Consider the following 20273-nt stretch of genomic DNA (forward strand, 5'->3'; position numbering starts at 1 on the left):
GCCGACCGTGCATGCACATCGGAGCCGGTGCAATCAGATCAGTTCTTGACGACGGTGTGGAGCTTTCGCACCTTGGCCGGTGCCTTGATCCGCCACGCGTCTTCGAGCATCTCACCCAACTGCACCTCGTCGATCAGTTCGAGGTGCACGAGGATCGAGCCGTGCCCGTGATAGTGATCGGTGGTGAAGAAAGCCGCCTCGCCACTGGCGAGTAGCGCCTCCTTCTCGTCCAGACCGCACATCACGACCAAAGCGCCCTCCGCTTCGGTGCGGAGCCGCGCAAAAGTCTTACCTGCCACCTTGAGTGCCGGGGTGTTGTACGAGGTCGACTCTTCTACGGAGGGAAGAGCCGAACCCAGTACTACAACCTGTTCCCACGTAACCATGTAGGCACCATACGACTACCGATGCCCAGAAGTCATCCGATCAGGCCAGCGGCTTGCGCAAAGCGGCCATGAACATCGCATCGGTCCCGTGTCGGTGCGGCCACAACTGAACCGACGATCCGTCTCCGACGTCAGGGACACCTGGCACCAATTCCTTGGTGTCGAGTTCCACGACGCCGTGACGTCGCACCGCATCGGCGACCACTGCCAGCGTTTCCGACAAGTGCGGCGAGCACGTGGAGTACAGCACCACTCCGCCGGGGCGAACCAGTTCGATTGCGGCAGCGAGCAATTCACGCTGCAACTTCACGAGCGGAGCCACATCGGACGGCTGGCGACGCCAACGTGCCTCCGGGCGCCGACGCAGCGCACCCAACCCGGTGCAGGGAGCGTCGACGAGGATGCGGTCGTATCCGGGTTCGAGCCCGGATTCGCGGCCGTCCGCCACGTGTACGTCCACGGGAAGCTCGCGAGTGGTCTTGCGGATCAATTCGGCGCGATGTTCGACGGGCTCGACGGCGTCGAGTCGCCCGCCTTCGATACCGGCGAGAGCGCCGAGAAGCGCTGCCTTACCGCCCGGACCTGCGCAGAGATCGAGCCAGCGTCCGGAGTCTTCACCTTCGAGAGGAGCAATGCTGAGGGCGCGGGCCACCAGCTGACTGCCCTCGTCCTGCACGCCCGCCAAGCCTTGGCGGACCGCCTCGAGCTGTCCGGGGTCACCGCCGTCGAGATGCACGGCGTACGGCGAGTACGGCCCGATCTCGCCGCCGGTCACCAGTGCTAGCTCCTCGGCGGAGATCTCGCCGGGGCGGGCGACGAGGTGTACTGCAGGGCGGGCGTCGTCGGCGATCAGGACGTCTTCGAGTTCACCGGCAGCAGCGCCGAGCGAGTCGGCAAATACCTGCGCGATCCACAGGGGGTGAGCGTGCTCGAAGGCGAGCCGGCCGACCGGGTCCTTCGGGGCCAGCAGCTCGACCCACTCCTCCTGGGTGCGTTCGGAAACACGGCGCAGGACCGCATTGACGAATCCTGCTCGGCCCTGGCCGTTTTCGGCGCGGACCAGATCGACCGAGGTTGCGACGGCAGCGTGCGGTGCGACACGAGTGCGCAGCAATTGGTACGAGCCGAGTCGGAGTACATCGAGCAGCGTTCCGTCGATCTCTTCGATCGGCCGACCCGCTGCATGGGCGATCACCGCATCCAGCAGTCCCTGAGCACGTGCCGCGCCGTACGCCAGTTCGGTTGCCAGCGCAGCGTCGCGAGCGTCGAGTTTGCGGTCACGCAGGAGCCCTGGCAGAACCAGGTTCGCGTACGCGTCACGCTCACGGACCGCGCGCAGGACGTCACGCGCCGCCAGACGCGGTTGATCGAGCCCGGCGGTTGCCGGATCAGGCCGCTTGGCCTGCTTCGGCTTGGTGTTCTTGGCGCCGCCGCCGTTCTTGGCTCCGGGACCCTGTGTCCGCCGTGCCGGCCGTCGTGATTCGGTCACTGTGCTCGTACCTCCGCGTCGAGTCGGGCACCGCGTGCCCAGTCCCCTGCCGACATCAATTTCTTGCCCGGGGGCTGAATCTGCCCGAGTCGCACCGCGGTGGTCGCGGTACCGATGTACAGACCATCCTTGCGTACCGAGATCTCACCGACTGCCAGGGTCTCGTCCGTGACGGTGATCGGGCCGACCTTGACTCGAAGATCACCGATCATCGTCCATGCCCCGGGTGCGGGTGTGACGGCTCGGATATGCCGGTCCACTGTGCGAGCGGGCAGTTCCCACCGCACGCGGGCCGCGTCCACCGTCACCTTGGGGGCATACGAGACGCCGTCGGCAGACTGCGGAACCGCGTTGATCTCGCCGGCCTCGAGTCCGTCGAGTACCGATTCGAGGAGGGCAGCGCCGTTTTCCGCGAGACGTCCGAGCAGGTCGCCCGCCGTATCGGTGTCGCGAATCCGCTCGGTCATCACTCCGTACACGGGGCCGGTATCCATCCCGGCTTCCAAACGGAACGCGCTCGCACCCGTCACCTCGTCACCGGCACTGATCGCGGCCTGCACCGGCGCGGCGCCGCGCCACGCGGGAAGCAACGAGAAATGCAGATTGACCCAACCGTATTTCGGAATGTCGAGGACGTTCTGTGGCAACAGGTTTCCGTAGGCGACGACGGGTGCACAGTCCGGTTCGAGGCGGGCGAGTTCGGCCGCGAAGTCGGGATCGGACGCCTTGGCCGGCGTCAGCACCGGGATGCCGTGCTCGTCGGCAAGCAGACCGATCGGCGATCGGGTGACTTTTCGACCGCGGCCCGCCACAGCGTCCGGACGCGTGACGACAGCTACCACTTCGTGGTTGGCGGATTCGATGAGCCGACGCAGTGAAGGAACCGCGGGTTCGGGTGTTCCGGCGAACACGACGCGCATGTCAGCTCTCCCGTTTCGTTGGGCTCTTCGGACTCTGATCAGCCGATCGGCCTGTCGAACGCGGTGGACTGCAACTCACGAAAATGCTCCCGGATGTGTCGGTGGGTGGAACTGTCAGTCTAAGGACTGCGAGAGCTACGACCTACCTCGCGCCGCACCGAACCACTTTCTCAGCAATTTCTTTGATCAGAACCCTGCACATTCACCGGTCCTCGGTATTGACTGTTTCTGTCGTCGCCACTCGGCGGAGGCTGATACGGGATACACCGATCACACGGAGGAACTTAGATGGCAGGCATCGACAGTAAGTTCGACAAGGCCTACGCAGGAAAGTCCGTCGAAGAATTGGCGGACGCCCCGGTCGCGGCACTCAACGGCGTAAGCGATTCGGACGCAGAACATTTGAAGGCAGCGTTCAACATCAAGACCGTCCGCGACCTCGGAACGAACAAGTTCTTCCTGTGGGCGCAGGCCACTGCCAAGCTCGCCGAGTAAACATCCCGACCCACGTGATCTCGGTGCTCACGAGTTAGCAGCTCACGAAGTTGCAGCTCACGAATTTGCGTCGATGACCACTTGCGGAATATCCGTGCCGAGCGGCACCACGCTGCACGAAGCGTGCCGCTCGGCATCGGGGTCGAGGACCGTCCGGATGACGTCGATCACGTATGGGTCGTACGGCATGCGGAAGTGGCCGGTCAGGTTAGACGGGCACAGATCCTGGAGGACGATGTTTTCTGCGCCGGCACCGCGGAGCGCGATGTTCGAGGACGGCTGGATCATCTCGTCGACAGTGGACCCGATGGTCGTGTAGCGCACTCCGGGTACGGTGTCACCGCCGGCGTTGAGGGTGTTCAACATATCCGACCCTTGCATCTGCTCGCGGACAGCTCGCGAAAAGACGTCTTCGACAAAGTCTTCTCCGCCGGGGATCGCACGGACAATGGGAACCAACCCGAACATCACCCCACCGTAGGTCGGCGAAGCCAAACCGACCCAATGATCGACGTAGGCGTCGCCGCCCATCTTGTTGACGTAGTACCGCGTCACCGTCGCGCCTTGGGAATAGCCGATCACGTCGACCTTGTCCGCTCCGGTCGCGGTCAGCACCTGATCGACGAAAGAACCGAACGCGGTGGCACTACCGACTATGTCGCCGACGCCGTAGGTCTCGTGTGCGACGTCCCCGTCTTCTTCTTTGATCGCACCGCCGTAATTGAGAGCGAAGACGCAGTAGCCGTCAGCTGCCAGTGCCGGCGACAGGGCCGCCCAATCCGCGTACGCCTCGGTGTCGGTTCCGTGGGCGAGTACAACCGGTCGGGGATGCGTGGCGGAAGGCTCACAACCGAAATCGTTCGACCCGGCAGGTGCGGATCCTGGATGAGCATGAGCGAATGCGGTGGCTACCGAACGCGACACCTGGCCTGGGCCGATGACGAGGGGAACATCCATCGCGTCGGCACTCGCAGACGGGAGCGTCGGTGCTGCAGCCGATATCGCCGGCGGTGCTCCGATCAGCAGCGCCACTGCTACCGAAAATGTCAGTCCCACAGACCGTTTGACGCCAGACATTGTTCCTGCTCCTGCTCTGATCCTACGAGGGAGCTGACCGTAACACCAGAAACTTCGAGGCGCATACCCTACCGAACAGTAGGTATCCGACGTCTCAATTGCCGCCTTCATCGGAGTCATCACCGGCAAGCACTCGGTAGAGCGATTTGCGCGCCTCGACAAGCACGTCGGCTGCGGCCTTGACCTGCGCTGGTGTGCCTACAGCAGCCACTTGACCGGCCGCGCCCATCAGCTGGCCGATCAGTTCTCGAAGGTCCTGCTCCGGCTCCCCTACGCTGAGACGAACGTCATCCCACGGCGCCCCGAGATCGGCGCGATGTTCCTCGACGTACGCGACGCCTTCTTCTGTCAGCTTGGCGGTTTTGCGGCCGGCAACCTTTTCGATGATCACCAGTCCTTCGTCCTCGAGTTGGGACAGCGCGGGATAAATGGAGCCCGGACTCGGCTTCCAGACGCCGCCGCTGCGCTCGACGATCTGCTGAATCAATTCGTAGCCGTGCATCGGCTCTTCCGCGATCAACAGCAGAATCGCAGCGCGCACATCTCCTCGACGACCTCGTCCGCCACGTCCTCGCCCGCGACCGAACTGAGCGCCCGGACCGAAGCCGGGGCCGGGTCCGCCGTCTGGACCGAAACGCCCCCGCCGATGGCCTCTGCGTGGCATGTCACCGAAGCCCGGCCGCTCGTGCGGTCGACCGCGTCGTCCACCGTCTCGATCGCCGGGACCATCGCCCGACGCGCCGTCGTCCGTCGGCACCCACATCACAAATGGTGGCCGTTGCTCACGGCCGAAGCCGCCGAAGAAACCGCGCCGGCCGAACATCCCCTCGTTCGGGAAACTTGCATCCATCGTCGAACCTCCATCACTATCGTTGATAGTTCGACGATATATCGTCATATCGGGTAGCGCAAGGATTCCTCCGACAACTCGAAAATCAGCCGATGCGGCGTGGGTCGATCTGAATGCGGACCGGACCCGAAGACTTCCGCGCACTGCGCGCGGCCCTCGCATGTGCCAGAGCGTCCGCAAGGCCGCGACCGTCCTTGCGTGGAACGCGGACCAGCATTCGCTCCGGCGCGACACCGCTCTCGTCCTCACCCGAATACGGAAGCCTCTCCCCCGCAGGCAGTTCCACTGGTCCGAGCAGTACAGCACTTGCCGGCAGATCAGCCGAGTCCACCAACTCCGCAATTGCTGCGGATCCACCGTCGATCGCAGCCATGTGAACGGCCGGAGGAAAGCCGACCTCGTCTCGCTCCTCGAATTGAGACTGTGCGTGCCCCACTGGATCCCATCGGACCAACGCCTGCACCGTCGGGATACCCGAGTCTGCGACAACCACAACTTCACCGCCTTCGGACAGCGGAATCACCATGGCAGCAGCCGACATCCAGCGTCTGAGTGTTTCCTCGGCGGCGCGAAGATCGGGCCGGCCGAGCAGTGCCCAACCGTCGAGCAAGAGCGCGGCGCCGTAGCCGCCGGTCATCACCGGCTCCGCACCCACTGTCGAGACCACCAACGCGGGCCCATGTGGCAGTTCCTTGACCACATCACTGCCCCCGGACAGAACAACTTTCACACCGGGAAACGCCCGCCCGAGTTCTTCGGCGGTCCGGCCGGCACCGACCACCACAGCGCGCAACGCTTTCGCCCCGCACGCGTGACATCGGTAGGCGGCATCGGCAACCCCGCACCAGCGGCACGCCGGTGTCCCGGCGCCGTCGGGACCTGCCGCAGCGGGAAGAGCCAGTGGGCCGTTGCACCGACGGCACCGTGCCGGGGCACGGCACTTTCCGCAGGCCAGGGTCGGTACGTACCCCCGCCGAGGCACCTGCACCAGGACTCCGTTGCCCTCACCCAGAGCGCGCCGGGCGGCCGCGAATGCAATAGCGGGCAAACGAGCCGCTCTGGCTCCCGGATCGCGGGCCAAGGCTTGATCGCTGTCGGCAAGCGCGGTGATCTTGGGTGCGTGGGCACGAACGACGTCCCGCGTAGCGACCAGATCGTGCGCCCATCCCGAGTCGACGAGTACCTGCGCTTCCGCCGTACGGGAGAACCCACAGATCACGACAGCGCACCCGGCGACGTAGCCACGCAGGACGGCAACTTCGCGGGCATGTGGATACGGCGACCGCGGCTCGGACAAGTTGTCGTCGCCGTCGTCCCAGACGACGACAAGACCGGTCTCGGGCGTCGGCGCAAAAACAGCACTCCGTGTGCCGACGACGATCCGGGCGGTCCCGCGCAGTGCAGCGAGCCACCTCCGATATCGCATGGCCGGCCCCAGGCCCGCGGACAGACCTACCACCGCATCCGCTCCGGAGAGTTCGGTACAAGCGGCGACGACGCGGTCCAGGTCGCGTTGATCGGGCACAACCAGGATCGCGGATTTACCACTTGCCGCTACGGCCCCGGCCAGTTCGGCCAGGCGCAGTGGCCAGTTTTCACCAGGCAACGCCTGCCAGACCGCACGCGGGCTTTTCGACTCGCGAATGGCGGACAGGAAGGCGTCACCGAATCTGTAGAGATGCCAACCATTTTCGATCGGTTCAGGAGCGGACGGTGACTCGGCGGGCTCCCACGGTTCCGCCTCGACCTTCGCGTGCCGCGGCGGTACCGCCAAACGGAGAACATCGGCGCGGGTTCCGGCATAACGCTCCGCCACACGATCGACGACTTGCGCGATTTCGGCCGTCAAGACCCGCTCGGACGAGATGACGCGTTCGAGCCAGCCGAACTTCCCCTGATGGTCACTGGTCGCCTCGCGCGAGACGATGAAACCGTCCACCAGACGACCAGCGAAGCGGATGCGCACCCGGACTCCGGGCTGCGCATCCGCTTCGAGTTCACGAGGAACGAGGTAGTCGAATTCACGGTCGAGGTGAGCGAGCGGGAGCATCGGCAGCACCCGGGCGACCGGATCGACTTCTGCCGCTACTCTTTCCGCGCCCACCCGCGCCCCGTCTGTACGTCAGTGATCAGAGACCAGCTGCGCTACGCAGCTTGTCGGCGCGATCGGTGCTCTCCCACGGGAGGTCGATATCGGTGCGACCGAAGTGACCGTATGCCGCCGTCTGCGCGTAGATCGGGCGCAGCAGGTCGAGGTCGCGGATGATCGCTCCCGGACGCAGGTCGAAGATCTCGGTGATCGCCTTCTGGATCCGTGCCGGATCGGTCTTCTCGGTGCCGAAGGTTTCGACGAAGAGTCCGACCGGAGCTGCCTTGCCGATGGCGTAGGCGACCTGAACCTCGATGCGGTCGGCCAGACCTGCGGCAACAGCGTTCTTGGCCACCCAGCGCATGGCGTAGGCAGCGCTGCGGTCGACCTTTGACGGGTCCTTGCCGGAGAACGCGCCGCCACCGTGGCGAGCCATTCCGCCGTAGGTGTCGACGATGATCTTGCGGCCGGTCAAACCGGCGTCACCCATCGGGCCACCGAGGACGAACTTGCCCGTCGGGTTCACCAACAGACGAACATCGGAGGTGTCGAGATCGGTGAGGTTGACGTCGGTCAGCACCGAGTGAAGCACCTTCTCGCGAAGATCGGGCGTCAACAGGTTGTCGAGGTCGATGTCAGCGGCATGCTGGGTGGAGATGACCACGGTGTCGAGACGGACAGCCTTGTCACCGTCGTACTCGATGGTGACCTGAGTCTTGCCGTCCGGGCGCAGGTACGGCAGCACGCCGGACTTACGGACCTCGGTCAACCGGCGAGAGAGACGATGAGCCAGCGCGATGGGCAGCGGCATCAGTTCCGGCGTGTCGGTGGTGGCGTAGCCGAACATCAGGCCCTGGTCGCCCGCACCCTGACGGTCGATCTCGTCGTCGCTGATTCCGTCGACGCGAGCCTCGTGCGAGTGATCGACACCCTGCGCGATCTCGGGCGACTGGGCGCCGATCGCGACGTTGACGCCGCACGAATTTCCGTCGAAGCCCTTTGCGGAGCTGTCGTAGCCGATTTCGAGGACCGTGTCGCGCACGATCTTCGGAATGTCCGCGTACGCAGTGGTTGTGACCTCACCGGCTACGTGAACCTGGCCGGTGGTGACCAGTGTCTCGACGGCCACGCGGGCGCGCGGGTCCTGGGTGAGCAGCGCGTCGAGGATCGAGTCGCTGATCGCGTCACAGATCTTGTCCGGGTGCCCCTCGGTGACGGACTCGCTGGTGAATAGCCGACTGCCGGACTTGCTCACAGATCTCCCTCTCGACGACTGAGTTCTTGACTACAGCTTATTGAAGTATCCGAATCACCGTTCGGTGACCGTTTTGTCATGCTTTGTTAGCTGGGGGCTGAGCCGACGATAACGGTTGGACCGCCTGCGCAACACCCTTGTACTCACCCGATTATCGTGGGGTAACTCTCACCACCGGGCGCGTGTCGCTACTCGGGAAAGAGCTTGACCAGGGCGTCGAGTACTCGACTGGCCATCAAAGCCTTGGATCCGTGTTCGAGAGCGGACTCCGAGCCGTCGGAACCGAGCAACCAACCGTCGTTGTGATCGACCTCGAACGCCTTGCCCTCGCCGACCGCATTGACCACGAGGAGATCGCAACCTTTGCGGGCAAGCTTGGAGCGGGCATAGGTGAGAACGTCACCATGGGCGTCACCGGTCTCAGCGGCGAATCCGACGATCACCGTTCGAGCATCCAAGTCGCCGTCACGACGCGCTTCGACGAGACCGGCGAGGATGTCGGCATTTCTGGTGAGGCTGATCGAGTCGGGTTCGTTTGCGCCCTTCTTGATCTTGCTGCCTTCGACGGTGGTGGGGCGGAAGTCCGCGACAGCCGCAGCCATGACGACTCCGTCGTGTCCCGGTGCGTGCTTTTCCACTGCCAACCGGAGATCTTCGGCCGTCTTGATGTGCACGACGTCGACAGCGGCGGGGTCGGCGAGATCAGCCGTGTACCCGGCGATCAGTGTCACGTGCGCGCCGCGTTGCGCGGCAAGACGGGCGAGCGCGTAGCCCTGCTTGCCCGAGCTGCGATTACCGAGAAAGCGCACGGGATCGAGCGGCTCGCGAGTACCGCCGGCGGTGACCAGAATGCGGCGACCCTCCAGGTCGCGCGGCAACGCGTCCGAGCGCTCGAGGAGCAACGATGCCAACCCGACGATCTCGTCGGGTTCGGGAAGTCGACCGGCTCCGGTGTCTTTCCCGGTCAAACGCCCGGAGGCAGGTTCGATCACGTGGACGCCGCGCGAACGCAGTGTCGCCACGTTCGAGACCGTTGCGGGGTGCTCCCACATCTCGGTGTGCATTGCTGGGGCGAAGACGACCGGACAGCGCGCGGTCAACAAAGTGGCCGTCAACAGGTCGTCTGCGCGACCCATGACCGCTCGCGCCATCAGATCAGCGGTTGCCGGCGCGATGACGACCAGATCGGCTTCCTGTCCGAGACGGACATGCGGAACCTGCGGGACGTCGTTGAAGACGCCGGTGTGAACCGGGTTGCCGGAGAGTGCTTCGAACGTCGCGCGCCCGACGAACTCCAGAGCGGATTCGGTCGGAATCACGCGGACGTGATGACCGCTCTCGGTGAAGCTGCGGATGATCGAGCACGCCTTGTACGCGGCGATACCCCCACCGACACCGACGACAATGCGCTTACGTATCGATGTGGGCGCGTCGGACACTCCCCCGACACCCGAACGAGGTTCGGGTGCGGCAGATGTGGTGCTCACTCGCCTTCGGTGTGCTCGAGGAGATCAGCGTGGATTTCACGCAACGCGATGGACAGCGGCTTTTCCTGCAGACCGGGCTCGACCAGAGGTCCGACGTATTCGAGGATGCCGTCACCGAGCTGGTTGTAGTAGTCGTTGATCTGGCGCGCGCGCTTGGCCGAGTAGATGACCAGGGCGTACTTGGAAGAGGTGCGTTCGAGCAACTCGTCGATCGGCGGGTTGGTGATGCCGAGCGGGGTGTCGTAGGCAGGCAGAGCGCCCTGACCTGCTGCGGACGCGGCTGAAGTGCTGCTCACTCTTGTGTCTCCTGAATTAGATCTTCATTGAAGAACTAGTTTTATCGATCCGGATATCTGAGAAACGGGGTGGAAATCGGTTCCCGAAGGGTGCGGAATCAGTTCCCAACCAACAAGGATACCAACTCATCGCAAGCACGGCTTACATCCTCGTTCACGATGACCGTGTCGAACTCGTCCTGTGCGGCCAATTCCACTCGGGCCGTCTCGAGTCGGCGCGCCACGACGTCTTCCGTTTCGGTTCCACGTCCGGTCAGCCGTTGCACCAGAACGTCCCAGCTCGGTGGAGCCATGAACACCAACAGAGCCTCGGGCATCGCCTTGCGGACAGCTCGTGCTCCGGCGAGATCGACCTCGACGAGAACGGGCTTTCCAGCTTCGAGCGCTTCTTCGACCGGAGCTGCGGGGGTGCCGGAGCGCTGCAGGCCGCCGTGGATTTCCGCCCATTCGAGAAGTTCACCGGAGTCGATCATCCGTTGAAATTCTTCACGGGAGGTGAATCGGTAGTCCTTGCCGTCCACTTCACCTGGACGGGGATCGCGAGTGGTCGCCGAAACACTGAAAACGAGTTCAGGCAACCGAGTTCTCAGCTCGCGAACGACGCTGGACTTACCGACAGCCGAAGGGCCGGCCAGTACAACCAGCCGACCCCTCCGCACTGCGGTCTTGCTCTCTGACACTGTTGCGTCAGCAATCATCAGACACTGCCGCGTCAGCAATCATCACTTGTCGGCTCAGGCCTCGAAGTCGAACTTGGTGAGCAGAGCCTTGCGCTGCCGATCACCGAGGCCACGAAGGCGACGGGTCGGTGCAATCTCCAGCTCGGTCATGATCTCCTGAGCCTTGACCTTGCCCACCTTGGGCAGCGCCTCGAGCAGTGCCGAAACCTTCATCTTGCCCAAGATTTCGTTGTCTTCGGCGTCCTTGAGGACCTGCTTGAGGTCGGTGCCGCCACGCTTCAGGCGCTCCTTGAGCTCAGCCCTGGCCTTGCGGGCAGCAGCTGCCTTCTCCAAAGCAGCAGCGCGCTGCTCATCAGTCAACTGGGGAAGGGCCACGGTTCCTCCGTCTCGTCGTGTGCAAATTTTGTCTATTCCGCTGATAACCAGCAGCGATAGCGACCGTACTCACGCCTGGCGCGAATTGCTAACCCACCCCCCGCGGTCCGATGCAGATCGCGGTGGGTTATGCGCGTCGAATCGATGTCACGGATCGTCACCGTTTTCGGCTGGATCGAGACGAATTCGACGCCACACGAACGTGCGTACAGTACCGAAATAGACTGTAACACAATGTATTTCGACCCATAGCGTGCGACACCCCCGTGCGAGTGTGCGAAATCGTTACCTGCGGGAATGAACGTGGTCGCCGACACATCCAAAATTTTCGAGCATTTTCGGCGCCTATGCGCGTGTCGCGGCCCGTTTTCAGGTCTGCAGCGACGATTTCGGATCGCCGGCGTCGACCGTCTCGGGTTCGATGCGACTCACGCCGGGGGCGGCCAGAGCGAGCACTACCGCGAGGCTCGCCCAGAGCAATGAATTCTCCAGCACGAAGCCGACTACCGGGATATCCATGTCCGCGCCGACTCGAGGAAGCCGAAACAGCACTACGACAGCGGTGAGACCGATCGCGATCCAGGACCACACAGGGACCGATCGAGTGCCCTCCCCCACGCCCGACTTGATCGGAACGAGGAGTACACCCACCGCCGGCACCAACCACACGAAGTGGTGCGTCCAGGCAATGGGAGTCACGATTGCCGCCAGCAGAGCCACCACCGTGAAACCGGCGAGATCGCCCCGCAGGCGCTGAGCGCGCCGCGTCGCGACAATTCCGAGGACACCCAACACCGCACAGGCGACGAGCCACGCCGGACCCACCAGGCCCTCGGGAAGTAGCCGCAAAGCCATTCCACGCACGGACTGGTTACCGAACACGGACGGGTCACCGACGGCGACGCGCCCCGAGAGTGAGGCGATGTCGCCGAAGTAGTCGATCGTCTGGCGCGGGAGAACCGCAAAGCCCAGAGCCGTGGCGCCGAGGAAGCCGGCGAGGCCGCCCGCAACTGCTTTCCAGCGCCCGGTGATCACGTAGTAACCGATGTAGACGAGTGGCACCAGTTTGACCGCGCCGGCGATCCCCACCAGCACACCCTCGGGAATCCACCGTGGTCGAGCCAGCACGTCGATCAAGCACAGGAGAGTCAGAAACAACCCGACCTGGCCGTACCCGAGGTGATCGGAGATCGGCGATGCCGCCGTCCACAGGACCAGGAAACCCACGTAGACGACGACTGGCCGCTTACGTGTGAACGGGACTTCGCGATAGCTGAGCACGATGATCGCGGCCAGCATCAGGAGGCTGACGAAACTCCATCCCCACTGGACCGCACCCCAGGAACCCAGGGCGACTGGAACGGCGACGAGCGCAGCGAAGGGCGGATACGTGAACGGCAGTCTCGCGTTGAACGACTCGTCGTACAGGTTCGACCCGTCGAGGACGGCCTGACCCGCCGTCCGGTACACGGCGAGATCGTCGCCGTGTACGCCGGTGACGGATTGGAACCCGGTGGCCAGCAGCGCGCACGCCGCGACGAGAAGTCCGATCTGCCACCAACGATTCACCGACGGACGGTACCACCGGGTTCCACCGCTCGAACGAGCCTCGAGGTCACTCACGGATCAGTTCGCCAATGCGGCTTCGATCTCGTCTCGGTCACGCATTGCTGCCTCCCGAAGTGCCGATACCGAAGGACCATGCTTGAGCACCCCACGGGAAGTGTTCGGCAGCAGGAGCTCGGTCGATCCCGCGAAGATGTCTGCGAGATCCGCTGCCGTCGCACCCTGAGCGCCGAGTCCCGGAGCGAGAATCGGGCCGTTGAACTGCGACAGGTCCAGACCGTGGTCCCGAGTTGCACCGACCACCAGTCCGACGGTGTCACGGCCGTCGCCGTTCGCATCGACCGCAGCGTCGACGATCGACTGAGCCACGCTCACACCGTCAGTCGACGACTGTTGAAGTACGCCGCCTTCCGGATTGGAGGTTCGTGCCAGGACGAAGATCCCGCGGGCGTTCTGCCGTGCCAGTTCGAGTGTCGGAGTCAGCGCCCCGAATCCCAGGTACGGCGAAACGGTGACCGAGTCGGAGGCCAACGGCGAATCACCCAACCAGGCTTGCGCGTACGCGTCCATCGTCGAACCGATGTCACCGCGCTTGGCATCCGCGACGACCAAAGTTCCCGCATCACGAAGAACCGAGATGGTCCGCTCCAACACGGCGAAGCCGGCGCTGCCGTAAGCCTCGAAGAACGCGACCTGAGGTTTGACCAGTCCGACCTCACCGGTGAAGGCCTCGACGCAGATCTCGGCGAAAGTCTCGAGACCTTCGGCCGTACGCGGCAGTCCCCACGCGTCGAGAAGCGCGGGATGCGGGTCGATACCGACGCACAGCCGCCCCCGGTCCGCGATCGCGGACCGGAGACGCTGCCCCCAACTGTGACTCACGACTGCTGTGCCGGCTGACGAAGACCTGCGTGCAATTCCTGCAGGGAGTGAACTCCGATGTCGCCGCGAATGGCTGCTTCGATGCCCTGCACGGCAGCCGAGGCGCCCTGCACCGTCGTGATGCACGGGATGTTCGACGCAACCGCTGCGCTTCGGATCTCGTAGCCGTCGACACGCGGGCCGTTGTTGCCGTACGGCGTGTTGATGACCATGGCGACCTCGCCGCTGCGGATCTGGTCGACGATGGTCTCGGCACCGGCCGGAACATCTTCACCCGACTGCTTGTACACCTGCTTGCACTCGATACCGTTGCGCCGCAAAACATCTGCGGTTCCTTCGGTGGCAAGAATGGTGAATCCGAGGTCTGCCAGGCGCTTGACCGGGAAGATCAGCGAACGCTTGTCCTTGTTGGCGACCGAGACGAACACCGCGCCCGTGGTGGGCAACGAACCGTAGGCGGCAGTCTGCGACTTGGCAAAAGCCGTACCGAAGTCGAAGTCGATTCCCATGACTTCACCGGTGGACTTCATTTCCGGGCTGAGCAAGGTATCCACGCCGGTACCGTCGGCGCGGCGGAAGCGGTTGAACGGCAACACAGCTTCCTTGACCGCGATCGGTGCACCGGCCGGGGTGTTTCCGCCGTCGCCCTTCGCCGGCAGAATGCCGCTCGCACGCAGTTCCGCGATGGATTCGCCGAGCATGACGCGGGCGCATGCCTTGGCCAGCTGGACGGCCGTCGCCTTGGACACGAACGGAACCGTGCGGCTGGCGCGGGGATTTGCTTCCAGCACGTAGAGGATGTCGTCCTTGAGGGCGTACTGGACGTTGAGCAGGCCCTTGACGCCGATGCCCTTCGCGAGAGCCTCGGTGGAGCGGCGGACGTTCTCGAGATCCGCCCGGCCCAGAGTGATGGGCGGGAGCGCACACGCCGAGTCACCGGAGTGAATGCCGGCTTCCTCGATGTGCTCCATGACGCCGCCGAGGTACACCTCGGTGCCGTCACACAGAGCGTCGACGTCGATCTCGACCGCGTCTTCGAGGAAGCGGTCGACCAGGACCGGACGATCGTCGGAGATCTCCGTGGCGCGCGAGATGTAGTCGGCGAGGGAAGCCTCGTCGTAGACGATCTCCATGCCGCGACCACCGAGCACGTACGACGGACGCACCAGCACCGGGTAGCCGATGCCTGCTGCGATCTCGCGGGCGCCGTCGAACGTGGTGGCGGTACCGAACTTCGGTGCAGGCAGACCGGCTTCGGTGAGCACGCGACCGAATTCGCCGCGGTCCTCCGCCAGGTCGATGGCTGCGGGGCTGGTTCCCACGATGGGGACGCCGGCAGCTTCGAGACGCTTCGCCAGTCCGAGCGGGGTCTGGCCGCCGAGCTGGACGATGACGCCGGCAACGGTGCCCGACTGCGCCTCCGCGCGGTAGACCTCGAAGACGTCCTCGAACGTCAGCGGCTCGAAGTACAGGCGATCAGCGGTGTCGTAGTCCGTGGAGACGGTCTCGGGGTTGCAGTTGACCATGACGGTCTCGTACCCGGCCTCGGACAGCGTCTGCGCCGCGTGGACACACGAGTAGTCGAACTCGATGCCCTGACCGATGCGGTTGGGGCCGGATCCGAGGATCAGAACCTTGGGTCGCTCGGTCTGCGGAGCAACTTCGGACTCGGCCTCGGGATCGAGCTCGTAGGTCGAGTAGTGGTACGGCGTCTTGGCCTCGAACTCTGCGGCGCAGGTGTCGACGGTCTTGTAGACAGGGCGCACGCCCAGCTGATCACGCAGAGCGCGAACGGCGTCCTCACCTGCGTGCGTGTCACCACCGAGTTCGGGGCGCAGAGCCGCGATCTGGCGGTCCGAGATGCCGTGGTACTTGGCCTGACGCAGGGAAGCCTCGTCGAAAGACTCTGCAGCGCGCAGCTTTTCACCGAGCTCGTGAATCTGCTGGAACTGGTCGAGGAACCACGGATCGATCTTGGTGGCGTCGAAGAGCTGCTCGACAGTTGCGCCGAGCGCGAATGCCTTCTCGATGCCGTACATGCGGCCGTCCTGCGGAACGCTCAGATCGGCGAGCAGTGCATCCAGGCTCTCCGTCTCGATGTCGGCGCCGGTCCAGTAACCCGCACGCTTGGTCTCGAGCGAACGCATGACCTTGCCGAAAGCCTCGGTGAAGTTGCGGCCGATGCTCATGGCCTCGCCCACCGACTTCATCGTGGTGGTCAGAGTTCCGTCGGCACCGGGGAACTTCTCGAAAGCGAACCGCGGAGCCTTGACGACGACGTAGTCGAGCGTCGGCTCGAAGCAAGCCGGGGTTTCCTTGGTGATGTCGTTGACGATCTCGTCGAGCGTGTAGCCGATGGCAAGCTTGGCCGCCATCTTCGCGATCGGGTAACCGGTCGCCTTCGACGCCAGAGCCGACGAGCGGGAGACACGCGGGTTCATCTCGATGACGACCAGGCGGCCGTCCTTCGGGTCCATCGCGAACTGGATGTTGCAGCCGCCGGTGTCGACGCCCACCTCACGCAGAATGTCGATGGAAAGGTCGCGCATCGCCTGGTACTCGCGGTCGGTCAGCGTCATCGCCGGGGCGACGGTGACCGAGTCTCCGGTGTGGACACCGACCGGGTCGACGTTCTCGATGGAGCAGACGATCACGACGTTGTCGCGACTGTCGCGCATGAGCTCGAGTTCGTATTCCTTCCAGCCGAGGATGGATTCCTCGATCAGGACGTTCGCCGTCGGCGACGCGGCCAGACCGCCACCGGCGATGCGGTTGAGATCGTCGACGTCGTACGCCATGCCGGAACCGAGGCCGCCCATGGTGAAGGACGGACGCACGACAACCGGGTAGCCGAGTTCGGCGACCGTGGCGTGTACTTCGTCCATCGTGTAGCAAACTGCGGACTTCGCGGATTCGCCACCGACCTTGGCGACGATGTCCTTGAACTTCTGGCGATCCTCGCCGCGCTGGATGGCGTCGAAGTCGGCGCCGATCAGTTCGACGTCGTACTTCTCGAGGATGCCCTGCTCGTGCAGCGCCACTGCGGCGTTGAGCGCAGTCTGACCGCCGAGCGTCGCGAGGACGGCGTCGATCTTGTTGCCCTGCAAGGCTTCCTTGGCGATGACCTTCTCGAGGAACTCGGCCGTGATCGGCTCGACGTACGTGGCGTCGGCGAACTCGGGGTCCGTCATGATGGTGGCCGGGTTGGAGTTGACCAGGCTGACGCGCAGGCCCTCCTCCTGGAGGACGCGGCAGGCCTGGGTGCCCGAGTAGTCGAACTCGCAGGCCTGACCGATGACGATCGGACCGGAGCCGATTACCAGGATGTGCTTGAGATCTGTACGGCGTGGCATTAGTTCTTGACTCCGGTTTCTTTCCGTGCGGAGAGCAGGCTGGTGAAGCGGTCGAAGAGGTACGCGGCGTCGTGCGGGCCGGCTGCCGCCTCGGGGTGGTACTGCACCGAGAAGGCCGAATCGTCCAGCAGGCGAACACCTTCGACGGCTCCGTCGTTGGCGCAGGTGTGGCTGACCACCGCGCGGCCGAACGGGGTGTCGAATTCCTGACCGGCTTCGCCTTCGAGCGCGAAGCCGTGGTTCTGAGCGGTGATCGCGATGCGACCGGTCTGATGCTCGATCACCGGGATGTTGATTCCGCGGTGGCCGAACTTCATCTTGTAGGTGCTCAGGCCCAGGGCGCGGCCCAGGATCTGGTTGCCAAAGCAGATACCGAACAGCGGCAAGCCCTGTCCGATGACCTCTTTCGTGAGGTGGACTGCGCCGTCGGCGGTGGCTGGGTCACCGGGACCGTTGGAGAGGAACACTCCGTCGGCCTTCAGGTCGAGGATCTGTTCGAGACTCGCGTTGGACGGCAACACGTGGACGCGAATACCGCGCTCGGCGAACATGCGCGGGGTGTTGGTCTTGATACCGAGGTCGATGGCGGCAACCGTGTACAGCGCCTCCCCGCCCTTCGGCTCGACGACGTAGCCGCTGGTGGTGCTGACCTCACCGGCAAGATCGGCGCCGAGCATGGTCGGCTGATCCTGAACCCGTCGGACCAGTTCGTCATCGGCGGCGATGGCTTCACCGGAAAAAATTCCGGCCTTCATCGAACCGCGAGTACGCAGGTGGCGAACCAGGGCACGAGTGTCGATCCCGGCGATTCCGACGATGCCCTGCTCTTCGAGCTTGGCCTGCAGCGAACCAGTTGCACGCCAGCTCGAGGTGACGCGCGAGGGGTCACGAACGACGTACCCGGCAACCCAGATCTTGGCGCCGGCACGCTCGCCGGTCGGTCCGACCGACTCGTCGTCTTCGTCGTTCCAGCCGGTGTTGCCGATCTGCGGTGCGGTGGAGACGACGATCTGGCGGTGGTAGCTGGGATCGGTGAGCGTTTCCTGGTAGCCGGTCATTCCGGTGCTGAACACCGCTTCGCCCAGGGTCTGTCCAACCGCACCGAAGGTGGTTCCGCGGAACACCCGTCCGTCTTCGAGGACCAGTACTGCGGGGCTGTTGTCAAAGCCGCTCATGCGTTCTTTCCGTTCTGCTCGATGTCGCCAGAGCTTGCGTCTTCGTTGTCATTCGTCTTGTTCGAAGCGGTCTTGTTCGAAGCAGTCACCGGCTTGACCCAGTCCGGATAAACCGTCTTGTCGTCACCGCGCACGCCCGTGTCGATCTCGGTTCCGCTCGGCAATTCCCAGCGAATCACCAGGACGCCGTCCTTGCTCATGACCTTGCCGGCAAGACCGTTCTCCGTGCGGATCGCGCGGATCGACTTCTCCGGAATCCAGATCGCCGACGCGCCGTCACGCTCGACCAGAATTCCGCCGCTGTAGCGGCTGATCTCGCAGGTGGCGCGGAAACCGAGGTCGCCGACGGCGATACGGTCCTGCCAACTGGGTGCGATGGTGCTGCCGACGTACAGGCCGGTGGTCGGCAGGACGAGCAGTTCACCCAGGGTTGCCGGTACCGTCGGCAGTTCGCCGATCTTGTCTTTCTGGCGTCGAGCGCGTCCACGCCAGCCGACGTACATCAGGCCGATCATCGCGACCCAGAAGATCGCCAGACCGATGATCCACAGTGCTCTATCCATGACGCGCTACTCCTCGCTACTCCGCAGCCGCACATTCCCGTCGTGTGCGGTGATGCGGCCACGTAACAGTGTGGTCGTGACCCGAGCGGGCAATGTCATCGACTCGTACGGAGTGTTATGCGCGACACTCGCCAGGTCGGGACCGTGGACCGTCCACTCGGCCGACGGATCGACCAATGTCAGGTTCGCGGGCTCCCCCACCTCGATGGGACGGCCCTGATCGTCGAGGCCGACGATTGCCGCGGGGCGCTCGCTCATGACCCGGGCAACACCGCGCCAGTCCAACAAGCCGGGCTGGACCATCGTCTGCACGATGATCGAGAGTGCGGTCTCGAGGCCGAGCATTCCAGGGCGAGCGGCTGCGAACTCGCAGCACTTGTCCTGCTCGGCGTGCGGAGCATGGTCGGTCGCGACGCAGTCGATGATTCCCTCGGCCAGACCCTTGCGCAGCGCGGCAACGTCACTGGCCTCACGCAAGGGCGGGTTGACCTTGTTGATCGCGTCGTACGTCTCGAGCCGTGAATCGTCGAGGAGCAGGTGATGCGGGGTGACCTCGGCGGTGATCGAAATCCCTTGGCTGCGAGCCCACTTCACGAGTTCGACGGTTCCGGCGGTGGAGGCGTGGCAGATGTGAACGCGGGCGCCGGCGTCACGCGCGAGCAGTGCGTCGCGGGCCACGATCGATTCTTCGGCTGCTCGCGGCCATCCGGCCAGGCCGAGACGCGCGGCCGTGGGGCCCTCGTGGGCGACCGCACCGACGGTCAAACGCGGCTCTTCCGCGTGCTGGGCGATCAGGACGCCCAGTGAGCTGGAGTATTCGAGCGCGCGACGCATGATCAGTGGGTCGTAGACGCAGTGGCCGTCGTCGGAGAACATCTTGACCTTGCCGACGCCTGCGGCCATGGTCGCCATCTCGGCGAGTTGCTTGCCTTCCAGGCCCGCTGTGACTGCGCCGACGGGGTGGACGTCGACGAGGCCGACTTCCTGCCCGCGTCGCCAGACGTGATCGGTGATGACCACCGAATCGGCGACGGGACTCGTGTTGGCCATCGCGAAGACCGCGGTGTATCCACCCAGAGCCGCTGCCGAGCTTCCGGTTTCGATGGTCTCGGTGTCTTCGCGGCCGGGCTCACGCAGATGTGTGTGCAGGTCCACGAAGCCGGGAAGCAGGATCTGCCCGCCGGCATCGATCACCTCGGATGCCGTGGCCGGATCGAGGTCCACGCCGATCTCGAGGATCGTGCCGTCGCCGACGAGTACGTCGGTGGGCTCACCTTCTCCGTAGATCAGGACTCCGCGGAGCAGGACACTCACGGGTGATTCTCCGTTCTCGTT

The 20273-nt window shown here is 64.4% G+C and carries 18 protein-coding genes; 1 reads left to right on the forward strand and 17 read right to left on the reverse strand.

What is annotated here, in order from left to right; all coding sequences use genetic code 11:
* Positions 1–38 precede the first annotated feature (38 nt).
* Genes QRN54_RS17400 through fmt form a run of 3 tightly spaced genes read right to left on the reverse strand, consistent with a single transcriptional unit; the run spans position 39 to position 2795 of the window.
* Entirely contained in the window at positions 39–386 is a 348-nt protein-coding gene (locus tag QRN54_RS17400) for an MmcQ/YjbR family DNA-binding protein (protein ID WP_003944924.1), read from the reverse strand.
* Between the two features lie 40 nt (positions 387–426).
* Positions 427–1875, reverse strand: coding sequence for an RsmB/NOP family class I SAM-dependent RNA methyltransferase (locus QRN54_RS17405; RefSeq protein WP_003944903.1), 1449 nt, complete (start codon positions 1873–1875; stop codon positions 427–429).
* A complete protein-coding gene (fmt, locus tag QRN54_RS17410) occupies positions 1872–2795 on the reverse strand; it encodes a methionyl-tRNA formyltransferase (RefSeq protein WP_007727991.1) in 924 nt (307 codons plus the stop codon). The genes QRN54_RS17405 and fmt overlap by 4 nt, the downstream gene beginning before the upstream one ends.
* A gap of 288 nt (positions 2796–3083) precedes the next feature.
* Here fmt and QRN54_RS17415 point away from each other — a divergent pair, with 288 nt between their 5' ends.
* Positions 3084–3290: a hypothetical protein gene (locus QRN54_RS17415; protein ID WP_003944900.1), complete on the forward strand. Its 207-nt coding sequence runs from the start codon at positions 3084–3086 to the stop codon at positions 3288–3290.
* Positions 3291–3347: 57 nt separating this feature from the next.
* On the opposite strand, the gene QRN54_RS17420 is transcribed toward QRN54_RS17415, so the two are convergent.
* The 14 genes from QRN54_RS17420 to QRN54_RS17485 all read right to left on the reverse strand — a co-directional run bounded on the left by QRN54_RS17420 (position 3348) and on the right by QRN54_RS17485 (position 20252).
* Positions 3348–4367 (reverse strand): esterase/lipase family protein, encoded by a 1020-nt coding sequence (locus QRN54_RS17420; protein WP_042445675.1) that lies wholly within the window; start codon positions 4365–4367, stop codon positions 3348–3350.
* Between the two features lie 94 nt (positions 4368–4461).
* Positions 4462–5130: a PadR family transcriptional regulator gene (locus tag QRN54_RS17425; RefSeq protein WP_370333985.1), complete on the reverse strand. Its 669-nt coding sequence runs from the start codon at positions 5128–5130 to the stop codon at positions 4462–4464.
* A gap of 172 nt (positions 5131–5302) precedes the next feature.
* Positions 5303–7321, reverse strand: a complete 2019-nt coding sequence (locus QRN54_RS17430; RefSeq protein ID WP_285182634.1) for a primosomal protein N' — start codon at positions 7319–7321, stop codon at positions 5303–5305.
* 25 nt (positions 7322–7346) lie between these two features.
* A complete protein-coding gene (gene metK / locus QRN54_RS17435) occupies positions 7347–8561 on the reverse strand; it encodes a methionine adenosyltransferase (RefSeq protein ID WP_003944827.1) in 1215 nt (404 codons plus the stop codon).
* A gap of 188 nt (positions 8562–8749) precedes the next feature.
* Positions 8750–10048, reverse strand: a complete 1299-nt coding sequence (gene coaBC / locus QRN54_RS17440) for a bifunctional phosphopantothenoylcysteine decarboxylase/phosphopantothenate--cysteine ligase CoaBC (protein ID WP_003944888.1) — start codon at positions 10046–10048, stop codon at positions 8750–8752.
* Entirely contained in the window at positions 10045–10344 is a 300-nt protein-coding gene (rpoZ, locus tag QRN54_RS17445) for a DNA-directed RNA polymerase subunit omega (RefSeq protein WP_003944996.1), read from the reverse strand. The genes coaBC and rpoZ overlap by 4 nt, the downstream gene beginning before the upstream one ends.
* Before the next feature lie 98 nt (positions 10345–10442).
* Entirely contained in the window at positions 10443–11042 is a 600-nt protein-coding gene (gmk, locus tag QRN54_RS17450; RefSeq protein WP_003944801.1) for a guanylate kinase, read from the reverse strand.
* Positions 11043–11078: 36 nt separating this feature from the next.
* A complete protein-coding gene (mihF, locus tag QRN54_RS17455) occupies positions 11079–11399 on the reverse strand; it encodes an integration host factor, actinobacterial type (RefSeq protein ID WP_003944825.1) in 321 nt (106 codons plus the stop codon).
* A gap of 369 nt (positions 11400–11768) precedes the next feature.
* Complete coding sequence (locus tag QRN54_RS17460) at positions 11769–12968, reverse strand: glycosyltransferase 87 family protein (RefSeq protein WP_225320370.1); 1200 nt, start codon at positions 12966–12968, stop codon at positions 11769–11771.
* A gap of 57 nt (positions 12969–13025) precedes the next feature.
* Positions 13026–13847, reverse strand: coding sequence for an orotidine-5'-phosphate decarboxylase (gene pyrF / locus QRN54_RS17465; protein WP_007728008.1), 822 nt, complete (start codon positions 13845–13847; stop codon positions 13026–13028).
* Positions 13844–17200: a carbamoyl-phosphate synthase large subunit gene (gene carB / locus QRN54_RS17470; RefSeq protein ID WP_003945010.1), complete on the reverse strand. Its 3357-nt coding sequence runs from the start codon at positions 17198–17200 to the stop codon at positions 13844–13846. Before carB ends, pyrF begins: the two co-directional genes overlap by 4 nt.
* Positions 17200–18375 (reverse strand): glutamine-hydrolyzing carbamoyl-phosphate synthase small subunit, encoded by a 1176-nt coding sequence (carA, locus tag QRN54_RS17475; RefSeq protein ID WP_007728009.1) that lies wholly within the window; start codon positions 18373–18375, stop codon positions 17200–17202. Before carA ends, carB begins: the two co-directional genes overlap by 1 nt.
* Positions 18372–18938 (reverse strand): PH-like domain-containing protein, encoded by a 567-nt coding sequence (locus QRN54_RS17480; RefSeq protein ID WP_003944773.1) that lies wholly within the window; start codon positions 18936–18938, stop codon positions 18372–18374. Before QRN54_RS17480 ends, carA begins: the two co-directional genes overlap by 4 nt.
* A 6-nt stretch (positions 18939–18944) precedes the next feature.
* Positions 18945–20252, reverse strand: coding sequence for a dihydroorotase (locus QRN54_RS17485; protein WP_003944990.1), 1308 nt, complete (start codon positions 20250–20252; stop codon positions 18945–18947).
* Positions 20253–20273 lie beyond the last annotated feature (21 nt).

The sequence above is a fragment of the Rhodococcus sp. MEB032 genome, assembly GCF_030208925.1.
GTDB lineage: Bacteria > Actinomycetota > Actinomycetes > Mycobacteriales > Mycobacteriaceae > Rhodococcus_F > Rhodococcus_F qingshengii.